The 21,967-nt window shown below is 37.4% G+C and carries 18 protein-coding genes; 2 read left to right on the top strand and 16 right to left on the bottom strand.

The features are described 5' to 3' along the window. Positions 1–565: 565 nt before the first annotated feature. The 11 genes from V7Z48_RS10110 to V7Z48_RS10060 form a co-directional block, all read right to left on the bottom strand. On the bottom strand, positions 566–1,543 hold the full coding sequence (locus V7Z48_RS10110; RefSeq protein ID WP_334113318.1) for a Gfo/Idh/MocA family protein: 978 nt from the start codon (positions 1,541–1,543) through the stop codon (positions 566–568). Continuing rightward, on the bottom strand, positions 1,533–3,233 hold the full coding sequence (locus V7Z48_RS10105) for a sodium:solute symporter (RefSeq protein ID WP_334113317.1): 1,701 nt from the start codon (positions 3,231–3,233) through the stop codon (positions 1,533–1,535). The genes V7Z48_RS10110 and V7Z48_RS10105 overlap by 11 nt, the downstream gene beginning before the upstream one ends. Positions 3,234–3,361: 128 nt before the next feature. Beyond that, on the bottom strand, positions 3,362–5,869 hold the full coding sequence (locus V7Z48_RS10100; RefSeq protein ID WP_334113316.1) for a PIG-L family deacetylase: 2,508 nt from the start codon (positions 5,867–5,869) through the stop codon (positions 3,362–3,364). Between the two features lie 114 nt (positions 5,870–5,983). Beyond that, a complete protein-coding gene (gene corA / locus V7Z48_RS10095) occupies positions 5,984–7,066 on the bottom strand; it encodes a magnesium/cobalt transporter CorA (protein ID WP_334113315.1) in 1,083 nt (360 codons plus the stop codon). Between the two features lie 9 nt (positions 7,067–7,075). Further along, entirely contained in the window at positions 7,076–7,600 is a 525-nt protein-coding gene (locus V7Z48_RS10090; protein WP_334113314.1) for a mechanosensitive ion channel domain-containing protein, read from the bottom strand. 49 nt (positions 7,601–7,649) lie between these two features. Then, positions 7,650–8,579: a septum formation inhibitor Maf gene (locus tag V7Z48_RS10085; protein WP_334113313.1), complete on the bottom strand. Its 930-nt coding sequence runs from the start codon at positions 8,577–8,579 to the stop codon at positions 7,650–7,652. A 37-nt stretch (positions 8,580–8,616) separates the two neighbouring features. After that, positions 8,617–9,204 carry a Maf family nucleotide pyrophosphatase gene (locus tag V7Z48_RS10080; protein WP_334113312.1) on the bottom strand — a complete coding sequence of 196 codons (588 nt, stop codon included), beginning with the start codon at positions 9,202–9,204 and terminating at the stop codon, positions 8,617–8,619. A 3-nt stretch (positions 9,205–9,207) separates the two neighbouring features. Then, positions 9,208–10,134 (bottom strand): geranylgeranylglycerol-phosphate geranylgeranyltransferase, encoded by a 927-nt coding sequence (locus tag V7Z48_RS10075; RefSeq protein ID WP_334113311.1) that lies wholly within the window; start codon positions 10,132–10,134, stop codon positions 9,208–9,210. 5 nt (positions 10,135–10,139) lie between these two features. Then, on the bottom strand, positions 10,140–10,454 hold the full coding sequence (locus V7Z48_RS10070; RefSeq protein WP_334113310.1) for a hypothetical protein: 315 nt from the start codon (positions 10,452–10,454) through the stop codon (positions 10,140–10,142). An 11-nt stretch (positions 10,455–10,465) separates the two neighbouring features. Next, positions 10,466–10,996, bottom strand: coding sequence for a KdsC family phosphatase (locus V7Z48_RS10065; RefSeq protein WP_334113309.1), 531 nt, complete (start codon positions 10,994–10,996; stop codon positions 10,466–10,468). Next, positions 10,977–11,744, bottom strand: a complete 768-nt coding sequence (locus tag V7Z48_RS10060) for a Rossmann-like and DUF2520 domain-containing protein (RefSeq protein ID WP_334113308.1) — start codon at positions 11,742–11,744, stop codon at positions 10,977–10,979. Before V7Z48_RS10060 ends, V7Z48_RS10065 begins: the two co-directional genes overlap by 20 nt. Before the next feature lie 136 nt (positions 11,745–11,880). Between V7Z48_RS10060 and ccsA the strand changes: the two genes are divergently transcribed. Beyond that, positions 11,881–15,078, top strand: coding sequence for a cytochrome c biogenesis protein CcsA (ccsA, locus tag V7Z48_RS10055; RefSeq protein ID WP_334113307.1), 3,198 nt, complete (start codon positions 11,881–11,883; stop codon positions 15,076–15,078). 136 nt (positions 15,079–15,214) lie between these two features. Here ccsA and fahA read toward each other — a convergent pair whose 3' ends face one another. Beyond that, a complete protein-coding gene (gene fahA, locus V7Z48_RS10050) occupies positions 15,215–16,507 on the bottom strand; it encodes a fumarylacetoacetase (RefSeq protein WP_334113306.1) in 1,293 nt (430 codons plus the stop codon). 111 nt (positions 16,508–16,618) lie between these two features. Here fahA and glyA point away from each other — a divergent pair, with 111 nt between their 5' ends. Next, the gene (glyA, locus tag V7Z48_RS10045) at positions 16,619–17,893 is read left to right on the top strand and encodes a serine hydroxymethyltransferase (protein WP_334113305.1); all 1,275 of its coding nucleotides are present in this window, start codon (positions 16,619–16,621) and stop codon (positions 17,891–17,893) included. Positions 17,894–17,899: 6 nt separating this feature from the next. Here glyA and V7Z48_RS10040 read toward each other — a convergent pair whose 3' ends face one another. The 4 genes from V7Z48_RS10040 to V7Z48_RS10025 all read right to left on the bottom strand — a co-directional run bounded on the left by V7Z48_RS10040 (position 17,900) and on the right by V7Z48_RS10025 (position 21,823). Next, entirely contained in the window at positions 17,900–19,474 is a 1,575-nt protein-coding gene (locus V7Z48_RS10040) for a hypothetical protein (RefSeq protein WP_334113304.1), read from the bottom strand. 88 nt (positions 19,475–19,562) lie between these two features. Beyond that, complete coding sequence (locus tag V7Z48_RS10035; protein WP_334113302.1) at positions 19,563–20,312, bottom strand: hypothetical protein; 750 nt, start codon at positions 20,310–20,312, stop codon at positions 19,563–19,565. 86 nt (positions 20,313–20,398) lie between these two features. Beyond that, positions 20,399–20,788, bottom strand: coding sequence for an acyl-CoA thioesterase (locus V7Z48_RS10030; RefSeq protein WP_334113301.1), 390 nt, complete (start codon positions 20,786–20,788; stop codon positions 20,399–20,401). Beyond that, on the bottom strand, positions 20,789–21,823 hold the full coding sequence (locus V7Z48_RS10025) for a glutaminyl-peptide cyclotransferase (protein ID WP_334113300.1): 1,035 nt from the start codon (positions 21,821–21,823) through the stop codon (positions 20,789–20,791). Positions 21,824–21,967 lie beyond the last annotated feature (144 nt).

Below are 21,967 nucleotides of genomic sequence, written 5' to 3'. Positions count from 1 at the left end.
ATTAGTAAATCTTAGAAGTGTTTTATTGAAGTCCCGTAAAGAAGTTACTGTATCAACAGATAACCGTAAGTAAATTTGATTCATAATAAGTAGGTTTTTAACAATTGTTATTGTGTTAACTATAATGATTTTGGTTGACGACAAATTTCGGGACTAAAGTCAACCAATAGCAAAGATATAACTTTTATCGTATAAAAAAGACATTTCAACGAGTATTTTGTTAATTTAAACTTAAGTAAGCCTTTATCAATTCACTAGAACAAGACTTAACGTTACTGTTGTAGCCGAGTGTTATTATCCATACTGCTATGATACAGCTCATTTGAATCCCTATTGTCCTAAAGGTTAAATTATCTCGAATTTTAAGGGCTATGCAGTTTGTAGTTTCTCAATAAATTGATATCAGGATTTACCAAAGAGTATAAATCATTCAAAATTTATATAAACAATTCACTTAAAATGATTAAGGAGCACGAGGAATCGTTCTAAAATCGATTGCACATGACCATTTATCAAAATAAGATTTTGGTATTTGCTTATTGGAATTTTGAATTAGTAATTTGGATTAATATTGCAGGGCAATCTTACTACGAACTGTGTCCAACAATTCCATCAGGTTTAAACTACGCTGAAACGTCATCACATCGCTTTCGGTTTTATTTTGTCTTAACAATTGATTAAAATGGTCTATTTCATAAAAATAACCATGATACGGTACTTTAAAATGATAAGTTACCGGTTCTTCATCTTTTAAGGTAACGGTAAAACTGCTGGGTTGATGAAATCGACCGTGAATTTCTAAAACCCCACAAGTACCAGTAAATACTGCTTTGGTATCAGTATTGGCCAAGAAAGTACTGTGAAGTTTGGCTTCTACTTTGTCGTTATATTTAAAATGCATATCACAGGACGAGTCGGCACCATTCTCAAAAAAACTAGCCCTAGCCTCTATTTTTTTGGGCATTCCCAAACTGCTTAGCGCCGCAAAAATAGGGTAGATGCCGATATCTAAAAGACTACCGCCACCTAACTCTTTTTTAAAAACGCGAGACTCGCCGTCGTAGCTGGGATGGAAACCAAAATCAGCCTCGAGGTGTAAAATTTTTCCAATAGCACCCACATGTATTACTTCCAAAGCCTTTTTATAATGCGGTAAAAAGTTAGTCCAAAGGGCTTCCATTAACAAGAGATTGTGAGCTTTGGCTGCAGTTATCATGGTTTGTACCTGCGCGGTATGCATGGCAAAAGGCTTTTCGCATAATACAGCTTTACCGTATTTTAAACTCAGTAGGGCATGTTCAAAATGATAGGTATGTGGTGTAGCGATGTATACGGCGTTTACCTTTGGATCCTGAAGCAGTTCCTCATAATTTGCATAAGCTTTTTTTGCTTTGAAGGTTTCAGCAAAAGCTTTACTTTTTGCTTTACTTCGAGAGGCGACAGCGACCAATTCACATCTTGGAACTTTTAGCAAGTCTTCAGCGAACTTATGTGCTATGTTGCCCAAACCAATAATTCCCCAATGTATGATTCTATCTGGCATATTTATTAAGCTTAGTTGTTTGTTGTAGTATAAATGACAAAGCCATTACTATAAAACAACCTACAAAGTTTAACCAAAGGTAAGGTAAGTTGATGTATTCAAAAAAGTCGAGAAGAAACAAAGTTATAACAATTACCTGCGTAATGAGTGCTGCTGTAAATACGGCCGAACCTTTAACCTGTTTAAAGAAAAAGGCCAAAAGAAAAATACCCAATACATTCCCATAAAATATAGAGCCAATAATATTTACCAACTGAATTAAATTATCAGCTAAATAAGCCACACAAGCGATAATTATCGCTACAATTCCCCAAGCCAGTGTAAACCATTTGGTAATTTTCACAGTGCTGTCAGAAGGGACTTCTCCCACATTGCGTTTGTATAAATCCATAGTAGTCGTAGTAGCCAAGGCGTTTAATTCGCTGGCGGTAGACGACATAGCAGCACTTAAAATAACAGCCAATAGTAAACCGATGAGTCCACGAGGTAATCGATTCAAAATAAAGTGAATAAAAACATAATCCTTATCGTTGGTTTCTACACTCACATTTTGGGCTTCGGCCGCCTTTTTTATGTAGCTTTTAGATAATACGCGTAGCGAATCAAGCTTGGTATTCGATTCCAATATATAAGCATTGAGACGCACATCATCCTTGCGATAATTATTAGCTAAAGCATCTTTTTTAGCGGTGAATAAGGCGGTTTGTTGTTCCTGAAGTGCTACGTAATCTTTGGCGTATTCTGAATTCATAACGGTTTCCGTCGCTAGTGGATTAAAGTTTAAAGGCGAAGGATTGAATTGATAAAACACAAACACCATCACACCCACCAGCAGAATAAAAAACTGCATCGGTACTTTTAGCAAACCGTTAAACATGAGTCCGAGTTGCATTTCCCTCACCGATTTGCCAGAAAGGTAACGCTGCACCTGACTTTGGTCGGTACCAAAATAGGAAAGTGCCAAAAAAGTACCGCCTATAAGACCGCTCCAAACCGTATATCTATTTTCAAGGTCGAAGGAAAAGTCTAAAATATTCATTTTTTTACTAGCACCTGCAATGTGCAAGGCGTTGCTAAATGTGATGTCTTCCGGTAAATAACTAATGATTAAAAAGAAAGCGGTAAACATACCGCCAAAAATCACCGCCATTTGGTGCTTTTGTGTGACACTTACGGCTTTAGTGCCACCTGAAACCGTGTATATAATTACCAAAACACCAATAATAATGTTGAGCAGTGTAAGGTTCCATCCCAATACAACCGATAAGATAATAGCTGGTGCAAAAATGGTGATACCTGCTGCCAGTCCGCGTTGAATTAAAAACAAAATGGCCGTTAGAGTTCGTGTTTTTAAGTCGAAGCGCTTTTCTAAGAATTCATAAGCGGTGTAAACATTTAAGCGGTGGTAGAGTGGAATGAACACCATGCAAATAATAACCATGGCAATGGGCAACCCGAAGTAGAATTGCACGAAGCCCATACCGTCATGAAAGGCTTGTCCGGGTGTTGATAAAAAGGTGATGGCACTGGCTTGTGTAGCCATTACCGATAAACCTATGGTCCACCATTGCGATTGGTTGCCACCACGAACATAATCTTGAACACTTCGGCTATTTCTAGTTTTCCATGTGCCGTAAGCCACTATAGTTACCAGAGTAAAACCCAATACCAACCAGTCTAATAATTCCATATTAAAAGGATTGCATTAGGATATAAAATATAAGAACATACAACAGGTTCGCTATTAAAATAACGGTGTAAAAGGATTCCCACTTAAATTTGGTATCTCGCTTAGAAGTGCTGTCCATGAGCTTAGGTTTAATCGGCGGTTGTTTTGCCTAAAGATAACATATTTGCAAACAACCGATAAGCGCCGCTTACACCTTCAGGAAATTCTCTGAAAAAGCTAAGTCCGGTATACACATAATAGCCTTTGCCATACGGTGCTACTAATAAACTGCCTTCCTTTGGGGACTCGTTGGGATCGTTCATAGACAAAACTGGTGTGAACTCTTTGGCCCATTCATCAGGAAAATACAAACCGCGTTCTTGGGTCCAATTGCTAAAATCGGCTTTAGTGATTTTATTTGGAACGTTCAATACAGGATGCTCTGGATTTACAAAGCGAACATCTGATGTTTCGTCAGTTACACGGTCTCTGGAAAGTTTTAAGTTATAAGGGGCTAGATTATCAACCAATACACCACGACTAGTATTATACTGTACAATCAAATTGCCGCCGTTGGCCACGTAATTTAGTAAATCGTTTTGTTTAAACTTTAAAGCTTCAATGGTGTTGTACGCGCGAATTCCAACCACTATAGCATCAAATTCAGCTAAATAATCGGGATTGATATCTTCAGGTTTAATAATGCTCACCTCATAGCCAATTTGTCGCAGACTTTCCGGAACCACGTCACCAGCGCCTTCAATATAACCAATACTATTACCGCGTTTTTGAATATCCAATCGCACCACTTTGGTTTGACTTGGTAATAAAACTGTTTGAAAAGGAATATGACTGTAATTAATTTCAACAACTTCCTTTGTAAACTCGCGGCTGCCTATAGTCGCAATGGGAACGATAAAACCTTCACTTTGTGCTTTAGGTGGTTGCACGCTGAATACAAAATTATTGGCATCGTTCTTGTTTTCAATTTCGAAACTGTAGCTATTAGGACTAATTACCCAACCTTCAGGATGTATTAATGACAGGGTGCCGCTTGCATTGTTAGTATGTGCTTTTACAGTTACTTCTATCTGTTTAGATTCTCCTGTATTGAAAATAACAACCCTATTACTCATACGGACGGTGGCTGGAGGTAATATTTCAAAAGGCTGATAAAGTTCACCTTTCTCAGGTTTGGCATACCGATAAACTACAGGTTTGTTAAAGGTCAATTCTACGTCATCAATATCCATAATAAACTGTACTTGCAAAGCGGGAGTAGAAAGAGGCTGACCAATTTGAGTTTGATCTTTTACATTGTACATTCCCAAAGTACCTTCGTTTAAAAGCCAGTAAGCACTGGTATAATTTGCCTCTGGATGAATAGTGGTTTCTAAATTGTAGTTGAACTTGTTATTAGCAATTAAGTTTTTTTGGATAGTTAATTTATCCGAAGTATCTAAAATTTGTAACGATTTCAATGTTATGTTAGCGTTACTCCGGTTGATAACTTCTAAATTAAGCTTTACTTTTTCGCCTGGACAGGCGCTGGCATCTCTGGAAGTGGCTTCCAAATATAATCCCGCAGAAGCTTCGATGAGGTTGAGAAGTTCATCGGACTTTATAGTTTTCCAGTGGGTGTCTTCAACCTTCTGCAATAACTGATAGGCTTCGACCAATTGCGGTAAATGTTCTGAAGGATTGTTAAAATTAAAATTGGCTTCTACTTGGTTTAAAACAGCACCAATAGCTTTACCGCCTTCAATACGATTCCAACTTGTGTCGATACCTTCAAATATATTGGTATTGTTTTTTAATGCGTCGCCTTCCAAAAGTTCTATATATTCCTGCTGACTTCCGCGATCGCTCATCCTGCCGAAACCTTGACTCAAATGCTGGCTACTGGCCAAGGCGGCTACTTCGTTATTTGAAGTACCCTTTAACGGATAATACATGCCAACATCAAAGGTGATCATATTAGATTTATCGGCAGCATCAAAGTCTTCTTGATTGCCATAAAACCACCAAGATGTGTTAAAAAAAATGCGTTTTGGTTGCCAAGTTGATGTGTATTGAAGTTGATTTGGGAATTTATTTTTATCGTTAGCTAAATCAAAAGCCTGCATGCCTAACATTGCCGAAGCGGTGTGATGGCCATGCGTTTGACCAGCAGTGCGATGGTCAAAACGGTTGATAATAATATCGGGTTTAAAAGTTCGGATAGCCCAAACTACATCGCTTAATACTTCGTTCTTATTCCAAATAGAAAGGGTTTCGTCTGGATGTTTTGAAAATCCAAAGTCGTTAGCACGGGTAAATAGCTGTTCGCCACCATCAATTCTGCGCGCTGCCACTAATTCTTGCGAACGGATTAAACCCAGAAGTTCCCGCAACTCTGGTCCGATTAGGTTTTGGCCGCCATCTCCACGCGTGAGTGATAGATAGGCCGTACGTGCCTTCATTTGATTAGACATATACGAAATGAGCCGTGTGTTTTCATCGTCTGGATGTGCTGCAATATAAAGCACCGAGGCTAGCACATTGAGTTTTTGAACGGATTCGAATATTTCGGAGGATGATAATTTTTTGGGTTGCTGCGCACTGAGGATAGAGACGCATAAAAACAAGCTAAATACTAATAATCTTGATGTTTGCATGGTTAGTTGTTAGACGCTGAGGCTCAAATATAGAAAAGTTAGCAGGGCAAGTAGGCTGTTTTAATGATTATTTAACGAAATACAACAAGGTAAAAATAGCACACCTATAAAACCCTAAAGCCATTTCTTTCGTTTAAAGAAGTAAAGCATGCCTATAAAAATGGCAATCATCACTGTCCATAAAATGTAGTAGGCGTTGGCATAATGCAATTCTGGCATGTTGTCGAAATTCATACCGTAAATACCTGCAATAAAAGTGAGTGGTATAAAAATAGTAGCGATAATGGTTAAAACTTTCATTACCTGATTCATTTTATTGCTGATGGCCGTCATATGCATATCCATCAAACCCCAAATCATTTCGCGGTTGATATCGATGTTTTCAATAATCTGAATAATGTGTTCGTACACATCCCGATAATAAGCATTGGTGCCTTTTGTGATAAAGCCATGCTCCGATTTTTCTAATCGGTTAATCACTTCCCGCATAGGAAAGATGGAACGACGGACTCTCAATACTTCCCGCTTTAGTTCTTGAATTTGCAAGGTAACATCTTCATCAGATTCACCTTTAAATAACATATCTTCAACAGCTTCAACTTTATTACCCAAGGTTTCAATTACTAAATAATAATTATCAACAATGGCATCAATAAGCGTGTATAGTAAATAATCTTGTCCCAAACTACGAATGCGGGATTGATCCACTTTCAGTCGTTCGCGTACACCGTTAAACACATCGCCTTCAGCTTCCTGAAAAGTTAAAAGGAAGTTGGTGCCTAATACAAAACTTACCTGTTCGTTCACCAAATTTCCATCTACATCGTAATGCAGCATTTTAAGCAGCACAAAAATATACTCAGGGTGCTCGTCGAGCTTAGGTCGTTGACCCACGTGTACGATGTCTGCAATACTTAACGGGTGAATTTGAAAATGTAAGCATATACCTTCAATAGCATCGGTATGGTTAAGCCCATTGAGATTAATCCATGACTTATCGGTAGTTGTGGCAAACTTAAAAGTATCTTCAGCCTTGTTAATGGGCCCTGTAGTTAATACATCGGCTGTGTAATTATGGAAATCAATATCCAGCGTTTTAGCCTCTTTATGACCCGTATAAATGGGCACACCAGGCTTGAGTCCGATTTGCTTTTTAAAGTTTGAATTCCGTTTTTTAGATTTATTTTGCTTCGCCATGTGATAAAGTTAATCAATTCTATGATCATCTTCAATAGCATTCTTTTGAAGCAATGTTACAGCTTTTTGTAACATGAGATTATTGGGATAGGTTACCAAATCGCCATTATCCAAACGCAAGTGTAACTGGAAAGCACGAATATCTTCAATTATTGCTTCCACCGGGAAGTCCTTATCGTGAATGGCTATTTTATCACCAACTTTATAGGGAAACGAAAAAAACATAATAACACCAGAAGTTACATTGCTAAGAATAGACCAAGTAGCAAATAAAGCTACCCCAATTACGGCAAATACCGATGAAAAGACCAAGGCAATATCGCTGGTATTGATACGAAAGATAAACGACTCGACAAGTACAAACAGGAAAAATAAAACAACCGTAGTATAGCGGTTTATAAGCCCAATCCTGGCCATATTTATGCCGTTACTTTTTCCTAATTTAATAACTAGGACTCTTATAATCATTCTGATAATCAAAAAAACGACTAGCGCTATAATGGTAGCTATGAGTTGAGTTTTATAGGTTTCCAAATGATGTGATGTTTAAGTTGTAGGGTCAAAGATACTGTAAAAGTGGGTATTAATCCAAGCTTAATTGGTCTCTTAAATAACCGTCTTCGTTTCGGTTTTGTTGCCAATAGGGTTCTGTTATGGTTTTAAGTTGAACCGCCGTAGTGGTCATTAATTCACCGTTTCGGCCATCTGGATAGGTTTCTTCCCATTGGCGAATACTGTACGGAAATTCAGCATTAAATTCAATGGTGAGAATTCGGTTTAAGTCTGGATAGGTGAGGGTATAGGTGGAATCGCTCAACGCAGCAGTTGCTTTATAGGCTTTAATGTTTTGATGCTTTAAACGCAAATATTCTAAAGAAGGAACGACTTCGATGTCATCCACAGGTAAACTTTTAGGGTTGATTCGCAATTGTACCCAGAGTTCGTTTTCTAAATAGGTTTTATTTAAGTTAAACGTTTCATCGGCTTCCGATTGAAAGTACGAATGCGACTGCACTTCAAACTGTGTACGATTATTTATTTGGGCGTAAACCTGTCCGCACCATTCCTGAACCGATACCGAAACCTTTAAAGCGTGTTGGTTATTGGCAACAGGAAAAAAAGTGCTCTGCATAATATGATAAGGATAAATACCAGTATTAAAATTTTTAGTGGCGTTTAATTTTAGTACCCCTATATTGTCCGATGCAGCATTATCGGCTTTTACCTGAGCATCGGGCAGGAAATCTTCAGTCACATATACCAATACAGCGGTTCCTTCACGAACTTCTCCATAGCGCGATTGTTGTAAAGCATAGGAAGTGATTTCGGCCTTGCCGCCATACCAATAGCCTTTAAAAGCATCGCTCAAAGCCTGCGCTGGTTTGGTAGCAATTGCTACTTGGGAAGATTTATTTTTTTCGGAAGCGTTATTGTCTTTATCCGATTGGCAGCTTACAATGCTCAGAAAGGCACCAATTAAAAGTGCACGGTATTCAATTTTGTTTAAAAACATGGTTGTTTATTTTAAGTTTAAAGATACAACCGCGGTCTTAGGAGACCATACCGTTTAACGTTTTATAAACAACATGTAATGGAAAACCAACGACGTTTAAGTAGGAACCGTTAATTTTGGTTATTCCAATTTCGCCAATCCATTCTTGAATGCCGTAGCCACCTGCTTTGTCATAGGGTTTGAAATGGTCTAAATAGAATTCAATTTCGGCAGTAGTTAAGGCTTTAAAGTAAACTTCGGTAGTGCAGAATTCCGTTAGTTGTATTTCAGCCGTAGTAAAACATACCGAGGTAATCACTTCGTGCATGGTATTACTCAAGGCTTGCAACATTTGAATGGCATGTGCACGATCTGCTGGTTTTTCAAGGGCCTTATCCTTTAGCCAAACGATGGTGTCGCTGGTGATAAGAATATCCTTAGAGTTCAAATCTGCTTTAAAAACTTCGGCCTTGAGTTGCGCCAAGTAGTTGGTGATGTGTTCACGCTTCAAGGTTTCAGGATAGACTTCTTCAATTGGTTTTAATCGAATTTCAAAATCAACACCAAGTGATTTTAAAAGTGATTGCCTTCTAGGAGAACCTGATGCTAAAATGATATGATGGGATTTTAATGCGTCGGAAATCATAGACTAGGTTAAAATGAATTTATATAAGAGTAGCGAAAGCATTCCAAAAAGCATAATAAGTTTGTAAAGTTTACTCAACTTGTTAAACTGTGCCTTTCGTTCAGCTGAAAACAACTGAATACTACCGTAAATTAAGGGCGCCAAGACGGTAATTAAAAAATAGATTAAAGCAATGGGTTGTTTGTAAAGGTAGGTCAGCATATAATAAATAACAGCTGCTACCGGCAAAAACGACAACACAAAAACGATGCGCGTTGCACGGTCTCTTCCCATAACAATAGGCAAGGATCGAGCACCAGCTTTGTAATCGCCGTCAATATCTTCAATGCTTTTTATGAGTTCTCTAATCAAATTCAGTAAAAAAGCAAAAATGGCATAGTCTAATAATATTTTAAAAACCGTTAATTGTGTGTTGCGGTTTTCGGGTGTTAATACAGGAAGTAGTTCAAACAGACCTACAATAAGCAGGCTAGAGCTCACCAACAAAGCCACCACAATATTTCCTAATAATAAGGTGTATTTTAAATAAGAAGCATACACATAAAGCAAGGCCGAAAGAATTATAAATAACATAAAAAAACCGCTTTTATCTACGGTATTGGCCATCACATATCCCAGCACCACACCAGCAACATTTAAAAATAAATACCAGTTAAAAGCAGTTTTGTTTGAGATATGTCGGTCTATAATTAGTTTATTGGGTTTGTTGATAATGTCGGCTTCTACATCATAAATATCATTGATGATGTAACCAGCCGCCGCAATGCAAAGCGTCGCCAAAACCAATAAGGCAAAACCATACCAGTTTAAGGTGGTTTCAACACCAAACTCAGGAATAAATAAAGCAAATTTTATAAGGCATTGTACCAAGGCCATCATCAGCAAGTTTTGCCACCTAATAAGTTTAAAAAAATAATGAATTACAGCCATAGTTTTTATCGATACATAATTTGAGAAATAAGGTAATAAGCCACCACAGCTACTGACAATGCCACTACAACGCTCAGTATGCGCGTTTTAAAAGCTACTTTTCGTTCTTGTTGTTTAATCTTGTTTTTAATAAAAGCATGATCGGTTTCGGTGAGTTCCCGATGTAAAAAGTCTAGTTTGTAATGCAGGTGGGTTTCGCTGTGCAATTTTTCTTTAATTTCGGAAAAGGGTGTTTTTGATCTTCGGTTAAAAACACTTTGGTTATTTCCAAAACCTATATATCCAAATCCTGTGCTATGTCGGCGTTTCGATCTACCCAAGACACTAACTATTAATCGTATTGGGCATTAAAGTTTTCTTGCCATTTACCTTGAACTTTAAGCACCTGTTCAATAATATCACGCACGCAGCCTTTGCCACCTTCTTTGTGAGAGATGTAATGTGAAATGGCCTTTATTTCAGGAACAGCGTCTTGCGGACAACAGGCCAGGCCTACCATTTGCATCACATGAAAATCGGGAATATCATCGCCCATATATAATGCTTGTTCACGTTTAATATTATAGATATCCATATATTCGTCTAATTGTTCCACTTTGTGATGAGCGCCTAAATAGATATCGGTTACTCCTAAAGCTCGCAATCTAACGCGCACACCTTCATTGGTACCTCCAGAAATTATACACACCTTAAAACCTGCGTTTAATGCTGTTTTAATAGCATACCCATCTTTGGTATGCATGGTGCGCAACATTTCTCCCTCGGTAGTAATGGTAATGGTGCCATCGGTTAGTACGCCATCCACGTCAAAAATAAAAGTGGTAATGTCATGCAAATATTCTTTATAACTTTTTGTTTCCATGGGTTTGTTTTATAGCCTCGGTTAATAATTGGTATATGGCTTTGTGCTTCGGGTTTTCTAATAGATTTAAGTGGCGTTTAATCGTGTTTTTATCGCCGCGTTTGGCTGGACCAGTTTGGGCTAAATATGGCGACATGTCCTGAACTTTTAAAGCAGTTTCCATAATGAGTGGTTTTAGCATTTCAAACTCTACATTTTTAGCATCGCTTAGTTCATGGGCAATGCGGTAAAGTTGATTGGTGAAGTTGTTCACAAAAACAGCTGAAAGATGGATAATTAAGCGCTGTTCGGAATCGATTAAATAATGTTTACAGCCTAAAGCATTGCTTAAATTGATAAGCGTTTCAATGTCTTTTTTATTGGTAGATTCAATACAAATAGGTACTTGACTAAAATCAATATCTCGTGAAGCGGTAAAAGTTTGTAATGGATAAAATACGGCTCGCCGGTTATTCAAGCCTAAAAATCTAAAATGTAAGCTACCCGAGGTATGTGCGATGAGTCGGTCTTTAAACGGTAAGGCCTTTGCAACGGTTGCAATATGCCCATCGCGTACGGCAATCATATAGATATCGGCTTCAACCAGTGCGTTGAGGTCGTCGGTAATGGCTACTTCATTTTGAAATGAACTAATACGCTCTATGCTGCGGTTGTACCATTGTAACACTGTCACATCACTTGATTCTTGAAACGCTCGGTACAAATGTGTGCCAACATTACCTGCTCCTAAAAGTACTACTGAAATCATTTGGCTAAAATAACCAAGTATTGTTTTAAAAAAAAGAAAAGCATTAATAGCTTTTTAACATCTTTATTCAAATTAGAGTACTAAAAAAACAAACTAAAAGCCTTAAATTTGCAGTCAATTCAACTGCCTCTTTGCTATGCAAAAAAAAATCGCTCAATTCCTATTTTCTACCAGACTTACCGCCGTTTTATTTATTGTATTTGCTGTGGCTATGGCCGTTGGTACGTTTTTAGATGCTGGCGAAGAAACCTCGCCTACAGCGTTCACAAGACAAATGATTTATAACACTTGGTGGTTTGAGGCTATTATGATGTTTTTTGTTATCAATTTTGTTGGTAATATTTTTAGATTCCGACTTTATAAACGACCCAAGTGGTCTACATTGATCCTTCATCTTGCTTTTATTTTAATTTTGGTAGGTGCCTTTGTTACGCGCTATATTGGTTTTGAAGGTATGATGGCAATTCGAGAAGGTGAAACTGAGCAAAATTTTTTATCGCAAAAAACCTATGTCACGGTTTACGTAGATGGTGATTATAAAATAAATGGCGTAGCACAACGCTATGCCAAGGATTTTGAAGTAGACTTTTCATACCGTCTCGATAACGAATTTGATCATACCATTACTTACGACCAGCAAGAAGTTAATATTTCACTGGAAAAATATATTAAAGGCGCAGAATTAGATGTAGTGCCAAACGATAACGGTGATGCCTATTTAAAGATGGTAGAGGCCACCGATGGAAAACCACACAATCACTTTTTAAAAGATGGCACAGAGCAGTTATTGCACAATATGCCATTTACATTGAACAATCCTAAAAAAGGTGCCATAAATATCACCGAAAAAGATGGCCAATTGTTTATCGAATCGCCTTTTGAAGGTGAATATATGACTATGGCAACTGGAACTCAAGGGACGCTGTTGAAAGACAGTATTCAACCCTTAGCTTTGCGTTCCAGATACGTGATTGGTAATCTGCAAATGGTATTCCCGAAGCCTATTGTAAAAGGTGTGTTTGAAGTGGTTAAAAAACCACAAATTTTAAAAGGTGATGAAGACGGAATTGTTTTAAACGTCAGTTCTAATGGCGAGACGAAACAAATGAATATTTTAGGAGGTCAGTTTATTAATAACCCCTTCCAACAAGAAGAAGTTGGCGGTTTAAAAGTCGCTGTGAAATACGGTCCGAAAGTACTGGAATTACCATTTCAAATAAAATTAAACGACTTTATAGCGGAACGTTATCCAGGTACTGAAAAAAGTTATTCATCCTACGAAAGTAAAGTAACTGTAATTGACCCCAATACTGATCCCTACGATTATCGAATTTATATGAATAATATATTAGACCACGGAGGTTACAGGTTTTTCCAAGCTAGTTTTGATCCCGACGAAAAGGGAACCATTCTGTCGGTTAATCATGACTATTGGGGAACGTGGCTTACTTATGTTGGTTATTTTTTACTCTACTTCGGAATGATAGCCATTTTATTTGATAAAAAATCCAGATTTGGTGAATTGGCTAAAACGCTTACAAAGGTCCGGAAGAAGAAAGAAAAAATAATAACAGTGTTTTTGTTGTGTTTTGCACTCACTGGATTTTCACAAGAACATTTTGAAGGTGATGGCCACGACCATGGCGCCTCAATAATGCCTAGTAAAGCGCAAATAGACTCTGTGTTAGCAGCTAATATTGCACCACGGGATCACGCCCTAAAGTTTGGAAATTTGGTTGTGCAGGATTTTAGCGGCAGAATGATGCCAGTTGATACTTATGCTTCTGAATTGGTCAGAAAACTGAGCAAAAGCGATCAATACGAAGACTTTAACGCCAATCAGTTATTGTTGTCTATGCAGGAAAGTCCGCTTTTGTGGTACAACGTTCCTATTATTTATATAAAACCCAAAAAGGGAGATTCCATACGAAGTTTGATAGGTATTCCTCAAGCTCAAAAGTATGCTTCGCTGGTAGACTTTTTTACGCCAAATGGTTCCTACAAGTTAGCTCCTTATCTAGAAGAGGCCTACAAAGCGCAAGTGCCCAATGGTTTTCAAAAGGAATTTAAAGAAACCGATCAACGTGTTAACTTATTGTATAACACGCTCGATGGCAGAGCCATGAAGTTCTTTCCAATTCCCGAAGACGAAAACAACACTTGGGTGTCACCAACCGAATTTAGAGAGCAAAATTTACGTGAGCGTATCGCAGATTCGATGTATGCTAATTTTATAAATAATGGTATTTCTACCTACCTGTACTCACTTAACAATGCCAAACAATCTGGAAATTTCGCTCAAGCAGAAGGTATTCTGAATGGTATTACCAAGCTACAACAAACCTATGGTAGTGAGGTGATGTTAAGTGAAGATAAAATAAAGGCCGAAGTGCTTTATAATAAATATGACATCTTCAAACAACTCTTTAGCTGGTATATGTATGCCGGCGTTTTGATGTTTATTGTGTTAATGGTGCAAATATTTAAATCCAAAAGCTTGTGGATTGACCGAATGGTTATCTTTTTTAAAGTAGTGATTTTTGCCTTGTTTTTATTACACACCTTCGGATTAATAGCACGCTGGTACATTTCGGGGCATGCACCCTGGAGTGATGCATACGAATCAATGATTTATGTGGCTTGGGCTACCATGGCTATGGGACTGGCTTTTGGACGAAAAAGTGATTTAACCATTGCTTCCACAGCTTTTGTTACAGCTATGATTTTAATGATTGCCCATTGGAATTGGATGGATCCAGCCATAGCCAATCTTCAGCCTGTTTTAGACAGTTATTGGCTAATGATTCACGTGGCAGTAATTGTAGGAAGTTATGGACCGTTTACTATAGGAATGGTTTTAGGGGTGGTCACCTTGCTTTTAATGATTTTCACCAATGCCAAGAACAAGGTGAAAATGGATATCAATATCAAAGAATTGGTAATCATTAACGAATTAGCACTTACGGTGGGATTGGTAATGCTAACCATTGGAAATTTCCTCGGCGGTATGTGGGCCAACGAAAGTTGGGGGCGCTACTGGGGTTGGGATCCAAAGGAAACGTGGGCTTTGATTAGTATTATGGTGTATGCCTTTGTAATTCACATGCGCTTGGTACCTGGTTTAAGAGGTCGATGGTTTTTTAGTTTGATGTCAATTGTGGCCTTCGCCAGTATCATCATGACCTATTTTGGGGTGAACTTCTATTTGGCAGGACTGCATTCTTATGCCAGTGGAGACCAAATATTAAGCTATAAATTTATCGGTGTGAGTTGTGCTATTGTAGCCGTGTTAGGATTTTTTGCTTATAGAAAATATAAAAGGTTTTATGCTTAGTTAAAATCTATTTATCGATTATTAACTTGAAGATTTTTTTGACTAGGATTACACGAATATTCACGGATGCATTTAACTATTTGTTTGTATCTACTTTTAATCTGTGAAAATTCGTGACATCTGTGTCTTTTTGTGTCTATTTACCTTTTTTAGGAACAAATACCGGTAATAACTGGTTAGAAACATTTCCAAAACCAATACGAACATCGTCGTTTTCACAATAGCCACGCATAATCACCGTATCAAAATCATTGATGAATTTACGCTCGCTGCCATCTTTCATTTTGATCGGCTTTTCACCGCGCCATGTAAGTTCTAGCATAGAGCCATAAGAATCTTCGGTGGCACCCGAAATCGTGCCGCTTCCCATCATATCGCCTGAGTTAACAGGACAACCATTAACGGTGTGATGCGCTAATTGCTGAGACATATTCCAATACATATGTTTAAAATTGGAACGGCTTACTACAGTTTCTTTAGCACCTTTAGGTTTAATGGCAACTTCTAAATTAATGTCAAAACTCTTTTTGCCTTTATATTGTAGATAGGGTAGTTGTGGTTTGATGGGCTTTGGACCAGCGACTCTAAAAGGTTCTAAAGCATCTAAGGTAACAATCCAAGGCGAAACTGCCGAGGCAAAGCTTTTAGATAGAAACGGTCCGAGTGGTACGTATTCCCATTTCTGGATGTCTCTTGCGCTCCAATCGTTAAAAAGCACCAATCCGAATATATATTCTTCTGCTTCTTCAATAGGAATCGGTTCTCCCAAATCATTGGCCGCCGTTGTGATAAAGGCCATTTCTAATTCAAAATCTATTAATTGCGACGGACCAAACACTGGCGTATCACTACCATCAGGTAAGGTTTGTCCTTTTGGTCTATGAATTGGAATCCCCGAAGGTATAATAGAAGAACTTCTACCATGATAGCCCACTGGAATATGAAGCCAGTTCGGCAAGAGGGCATTTTCTCGATCTCTAAACATTTTACCAACGTTGGTGGCATGCTCTATACTGCTGTAAAAATCCGTGTAATCGCCAACATGCACTGGCATTTGCATTTCTATTTCATCCAAACGAAACAGCACAATTTCCTTGTGTTTCTTATTATCGCGTAAAGTTGGGTTGTTACTATCAAAAATCTCAGCAATTCTATTTCTCACCGCTCGCCAGGTTTTTCTTCCATCGGCAATAAAATCGTTTAAAGAATCCTGAAGAAAGATATCATCGGTTAACGGAATACCTTCAAAATAGCCCAATTGGTGTAAGGCTCCAAGGTCTATAGCGGTATCTCCAATTCTACTTCCTATAGTAATAATGTCCTCCCTAGTTAAAAATACACCGAAAGGAATATTTTGAATAGGAAAGTCGGAGGTTTTGGTAACGTGTAACCATGAGCTTCTGTTCGGATTATTTGCGGATTGTGACATGCTGAATTGTTGATTAATTGTTTAATAAATATCATTCAAATATATGTTTTTTGTGGTATTTAGCGAATGGTAATCGTTATTTTTGCTAAAAATTTAAATTCACACAAAAAAATGCAACGCGACCATCAAATTTTTGAACTTATTCAAGCCGAAAAAGAAAGACAACTTAATGGATTAGAACTTATTGCTTCAGAGAATTTTGTAAGTGAACAAGTACTCGAGGCCGCAGGTTCAGTTTTAACCAACAAATACGCCGAAGGTTACCCTGGAAAGCGTTATTACGGCGGTTGTGAAGTTGTAGATGAAGTAGAACAAGTGGCTATAGGCCGTGCAAAAACGTTGTTTGGTGCGGTTTGGGCTAATGTGCAGCCACATTCTGGAAGTCAGGCTAACACCGCGGTTTTTCATGCCATATTAAATCCTGGAGATAAAATATTAGGATTCGATCTATCGCATGGTGGGCATTTAACTCATGGCTCACCTGTAAACTTTTCTGGTAAATTGTACACACCTTCTTTTTATGGTGTCGAAAAAGATTCAGGCGTTTTAAATTACGATGTGATTAGTGATATTGCACAAAAGGAACAACCAAAACTTATTATTGCTGGTGCATCAGCTTATTCACGTGATATTGATTTTGAAAAATTTAGAGCAATAGCCGATAATGTTGGCGCTTTATTGCTGGCAGATATCTCACATCCTTCAGGATTGATAGCTAAAGGCGTGTTAAACGATCCGCTTCCGCATTGTCACGTGGTGACAACAACAACGCATAAAACCTTACGTGGTCCGCGAGGTGGCATGATTTTAATGGGTCAGGATTTTGAAAATCCCTTCGGACAAACACTTAAAAATGGTAGCCTAAAAATGATGTCTTCCTTATTTGATTCTGGAGTGTTCCCAGGAAACCAGGGCGGACCATTAGAACATATCATTGCAGCAAAAGCAATTGCCTTTGGTGAAGCCTTAAGTGATGAATTTATGCACTATATTTTACAAGTAAAGCAAAATGCGAATGCCATGGCTCAAGCCTTTGTTAAACGTGGTTATCACATTATTTCTGGTGGCACAGACAACCATATGATGTTGATTGATTTACGCAATAAAAATATTACGGGTAAAGAAGCAGAAGCCGCTCTTGGCAAGGCCGATATTACAGTGAATAAAAACATGGTGCCGTTTGATGATAAAAGTCCATTTGTTACCTCAGGTATAAGAATCGGAACCGCAGCTGTTACCACGAGAGGTTTAAAAGAAGCCGATATGGAAACCATCGTGACCTATATAGACGAAGCGATTATTAATCACACAAGCGAAGAAAAATTAGAAGCCATCGCTCATAAAGTCAATGACATGATGAGCGAAAAGCCTTTGTTCGTATCTTAAATTTGCTTAATCTTCAAATATAATGTGTTGATAAGCGCCAGTGTCTGGGTTAGCTGTTCTATTTACACCCAAGATATCGTTCGGAACTTGGCTTGCAAAAGTACTATTGCCAAGGTTAATGGCTTCAGAATCTGCGCCAATTATTAAGTCGTTTTCAAATGGTAACCTAAAGTCTGGCATACCGTTGAAAACACTGTTTTCATATAAGTCGGCATCGGAAAACATATAATTACCCGAATTTGCTAAATTGTTATTATTAAATCGTAACAAGCAATTGGTAAACTTAAAGTTGAATTCACTATTGCCTTCGTTTTCTAATAGAAACTCGATATTGTCATTTCCATAGATAATACAATTATTAAAATTCGCTTCTTCCAGATTATTGGTAACGATTGTATTATCAGCATCAACTAAAAAATTATTTAGCAGTACCGAAGGAAACTGTCTAAAACTTGTATTCCAATAATTGGCGAGTGTACTGTGCGTAAAGTTATACTTGCCACCAAAGGTTCCCGCAAATGAAGATTGCCCCGAATTATTAATCACTACATTTTCACCATTGATAGAAGTCGCTCTACCCAAAATGCCAAAATTGCTGGAGTTGTATATTTTTGAATTACTAATATTTAATTTACCAGTCGGACTCTCTTGATTGCCTTCGCATAAGATACCTACCGCTGCATTTTTGATGGTCACGTAATTTATGGTATTATTATCACTGCCATTAAATAACCAAATCGTTCCCCATTGTCCGGGAATATTTTCAAATAATGGTTCAAGTCGGTCGCCTTCTAATATCACTTCATTTTCTAAATCATCTGGATTCGTACTCAGAGCGCCATTAATATTAAGAGAAGCATAGGCAGTTACTAAAATACCAGAATCTGCATGAAAATGCACACGTGTTCCGGGTTGCATCGTGAGTGTTTTGCCTGCATCTACACCAGCATATCCGTAAATAACATAAGGTTTTTCGTTGGTAAAGGTCAGTTCGTCATCGTTTAGAAATCGACCTTGTAAATTGGTTTCATCAGGAATACCATCGCCGTCAACATCAAAAGTTAAGGTTTCAATAAAACCATCTTGAAAACGTTGCGGATAAATAAACACGGCATCTTTTACCAAGGTTACCAATTCCACTTTTTGTTGGTTGTTGCCAGAATCGAACAAAATAGCATCAGTGTATAAAAACTGCGTGTCTTGAGCGGATAAGGTTTGAATATTTATAGTAGTTTCAATAAAAATAAACATGCTGTCTTTAGCCAGTAGTTCTACATCTTCAAAACGCTTACCTTGTAAAGTTCCTGAATTACCTGTACTACCGTCAATATTCATTCTGTAAAATGAATTTTCACCTTGCGATAGTTGAATAAGAGGAATTACAATATCGTTATCGCTGCGATTGTAAACTTTTAGGTTATAGGTGCTACTCCCGATATTGGTAAAAACCGTGTCTAAATAAATGGTGTCTTTAGAAAATTCTAAGCTACCTGAACTTGGAGAAAAACTAAAATCTTCTCGACAAGAACTCCAAAAAATGATAAAAAAAGCACCTAGAATAATATAAAAAATGTGTTTCATGAAAGTTGATTAACTAAACGAGCCAAAAATATAACTTTTGAAGTTAAGATTTATTGTAAAGCAGGTAATTTAAGCTTGCACTGAAAAATCAATCTTCTTTACGTGCGTTGGCAATTAAAGTTTTAAATTCCTCACTGGCTTCCATAAGTTCGGATAGCAGTGTTAATTGCTGACTTGCGTCGAGTAATTTGGAATCGATTTGCTTGGTTTCGCAGAATTCAAAAAACAGTCCATGTAGTTCCTTTTCAATTTTTAAATCTTTAAGAATTAAGGCTTCATTAAAAAACCGATCTTTAGCAAACAACGAATCGAGACGTTTGGCATTTAATGGAATTAAAACCTTAGGCTTAGCCTTTTTACTTTTGAATAAACCCGCAATCATTGAAGCAATGGCAATAAAATCCATATTACCACTAGCGGCACTTCCGTATTTTCCTGGATTGTTTTTGCGATCATTTCCAAACTGTTCGGCAAATTTAGAATTGAAGGTTTCCTGTTCAAAGGAATTGTTATCAGGTAAATTTTCGAGATAAACTTCATCCAATTCATTTGTGATTTTCTTTAGTTCAACCACAAATGCTTCGTTAAAATGTACAGGCTCAACTTTCATTTTATATTGATGATGAAATCGGGACGTAAACGAAATGCTATCATTTAATCTGGCCGGAATGAGAAAGTTCCCATTCACATCGGTAAATACCACAACATTTTGGGTTCGGTTAATAATTTGAACTGAGGCCAGTGATTCATCAGCATCGTAAACGGTGCCTGAAATTCGCTGTGCCATTGTTAAAAATGGGATAACAACCAATATGAGTAGAAGATGAAATTTTGACATTTTTTAGTTTGAATGTTTCAAAGGTGTAAATAAAACACATAAATCATGCTGTAAAACACAATTTAAAAAAGTTTAACAAACCGCGATTATTGAAATAAATCTGTAATCGCTTCAGTGATTCGGGTTGGTTTGTTGGTTTCAACCGATATTAAACACCAATTGGTCTCTGATTTTACAATAAGTTTTTTGCTATACTTATGATATATTTCTACAATACGAGTAGAAGTAACGCCTTCCGATTTGGTGATATAGGTGTTAATGGTGATATTGTCGTTAAGAAATGCAGGACTTTTATAGGCTATATGATGGTTGAGCAACACCCAGAAATAGTCGCTTAATATTTTAGCTGAGGCTTTTTGTTGCCAATGTGCTTCGGCAATATCCTGTACCCATTGTACATATACCACATTATTGACATGGTTAAGTTGGTCTAAATCATCCTTGGTTACGGTTTTATTTTGAGCGTAGATTTGCATTTATTTTTCTATAATGCGCACTTCAAACAATTTATCCCAGCGTTTGCCAGTAACAAAAATGCTGTTGGTTTCTGGATTATAAGCAATGCCGTTTAAAACGTCTAAACCGCTGTGTTGGGTTACTTTTTCTTTTAGAGAAGAAAAATCTATAACAGCTTCAGTCGCACCGTTCTCAGGATTGATAATCACCACGCCATTCCGTTGGTAAATATTGGCGTAAATTTTACCATCAATCCATTCTAATTCGTTTAAGGCTCCTATTTTTCCTTTGTCTGTAAATACTTGTATATGGTCTAGTTCAGCTTGAGTTTCGGCTTTTAAGGTGAATATTTTGTCGGTTCCATCTGATTTGTAAAGAATGGTACCATCGTTACACAATCCCCAACCTTCTTTGCTTTGGTTGTATTTGAAAGTATTAAGCACTTTAAAAGAGTTAATATCGTAAACAAATCCGGTGTTTTCTCTCCAAGTTAATTGATAAATTTTATCGTTTAAAATGGTTAACCCTTCAGCGAAGTAGCGGTCTTCTAATTTTAATTCTTTTAAGACTGTTCCAGATTTGTAATCTAGTTTTCTCAGTTTCGATTCCGTATATTGTCCAGTGCTTTCGTATAATGTGTCTTGATAAAACTCTAATCCTTGGGTGTAAGATGTAATATCGTGCGGATAGGTGTTGATGATTTCAAAGGTTAAAAGTTTTGGTGCTTCATTATTTAAAATGGTTATTTGTTTTGAAACTGTCTCTTGCTTTCCTTCAAAGTTTATTTTGGCAGTAAGTTTATGAATACCCAATTTAACACCGCTCAATTTAAAATTGGTATCGATAGTTTGCCCAAGAAATTCGTATTGAACCCCACTGATTTCTTTATTTTTAAGATTATTTATTTTTAATTCTAAAACATCACCCAACTTAAAAGTATTGTTATTAGCATTGGTTTCTATGCTAAAGTTTGGCGAGTTTTTTGTGTTGCTATCGTCGCAGGCAGATAGGACAACACTTATTAATATGACTATTAAAAACTTAGGTATGGTCATGGTTATTAATTAATTTTTAGGCAAGTTATTTAATTAAATTCAGTTTAGAAAATGATTGCAAAACTATTAAAAGATTGTATCTTTGCGCTGGCAAGTCCTACACAACCAGCTCCTGCTGAATCCTCCAGGGCGGGAACGCAGCAA

This window comes from Paucihalobacter sp., from assembly GCF_036825875.1.
GTDB lineage: Bacteria > Bacteroidota > Bacteroidia > Flavobacteriales > Flavobacteriaceae > Paucihalobacter.
This window is presented reverse-complemented; position numbering and strand designations above follow the sequence as displayed.

What these genes read in the sequence shown, in the direction of transcription:
- V7Z48_RS10060 (WP_334113308.1), bottom strand. Translation starts at nt 11,744, where the DNA reads ATGATTTCAGTAGTACTTTTAGGAGCAGGTAATGTTGGCACACATTTG.
- V7Z48_RS10105 (WP_334113317.1), bottom strand. Translation starts at nt 3,233, where the DNA reads ATGGAATTATTAGACTGGTTGGTATTGGGTTTTACTCTGGTAACTATA.
- V7Z48_RS10030 (WP_334113301.1), bottom strand. Translation starts at nt 20,788, where the DNA reads ATGCAAATCTACGCTCAAAATAAAACCGTAACCAAGGATGATTTAGAC.
- V7Z48_RS10080 (WP_334113312.1), bottom strand. Translation starts at nt 9,204, where the DNA reads ATGATTTCCGACGCATTAAAATCCCATCATATCATTTTAGCATCAGGT.
- V7Z48_RS10040 (WP_334113304.1), bottom strand. Translation starts at nt 19,474, where the DNA reads ATGAAACACATTTTTTATATTATTCTAGGTGCTTTTTTTATCATTTTT.
- V7Z48_RS10075 (WP_334113311.1), bottom strand. Translation starts at nt 10,134, where the DNA reads ATGGCTGTAATTCATTATTTTTTTAAACTTATTAGGTGGCAAAACTTG.
- glyA (WP_334113305.1), top strand. Translation starts at nt 16,619, where the DNA reads ATGCAACGCGACCATCAAATTTTTGAACTTATTCAAGCCGAAAAAGAA.
- V7Z48_RS10100 (WP_334113316.1), bottom strand. Translation starts at nt 5,869, where the DNA reads ATGCAAACATCAAGATTATTAGTATTTAGCTTGTTTTTATGCGTCTCT.
- V7Z48_RS10035 (WP_334113302.1), bottom strand. Translation starts at nt 20,312, where the DNA reads ATGTCAAAATTTCATCTTCTACTCATATTGGTTGTTATCCCATTTTTA.
- V7Z48_RS10025 (WP_334113300.1), bottom strand. Translation starts at nt 21,823, where the DNA reads ATGACCATACCTAAGTTTTTAATAGTCATATTAATAAGTGTTGTCCTA.
- V7Z48_RS10085 (WP_334113313.1), bottom strand. Translation starts at nt 8,579, where the DNA reads ATGTTTTTAAACAAAATTGAATACCGTGCACTTTTAATTGGTGCCTTT.
- V7Z48_RS10065 (WP_334113309.1), bottom strand. Translation starts at nt 10,996, where the DNA reads ATGGAAACAAAAAGTTATAAAGAATATTTGCATGACATTACCACTTTT.
- fahA (WP_334113306.1), bottom strand. Translation starts at nt 16,507, where the DNA reads ATGTCACAATCCGCAAATAATCCGAACAGAAGCTCATGGTTACACGTT.
- ccsA (WP_334113307.1), top strand. Translation starts at nt 11,881, where the DNA reads ATGCAAAAAAAAATCGCTCAATTCCTATTTTCTACCAGACTTACCGCC.
- V7Z48_RS10110 (WP_334113318.1), bottom strand. Translation starts at nt 1,543, where the DNA reads ATGCCAGATAGAATCATACATTGGGGAATTATTGGTTTGGGCAACATA.
- corA (WP_334113315.1), bottom strand. Translation starts at nt 7,066, where the DNA reads ATGGCGAAGCAAAATAAATCTAAAAAACGGAATTCAAACTTTAAAAAG.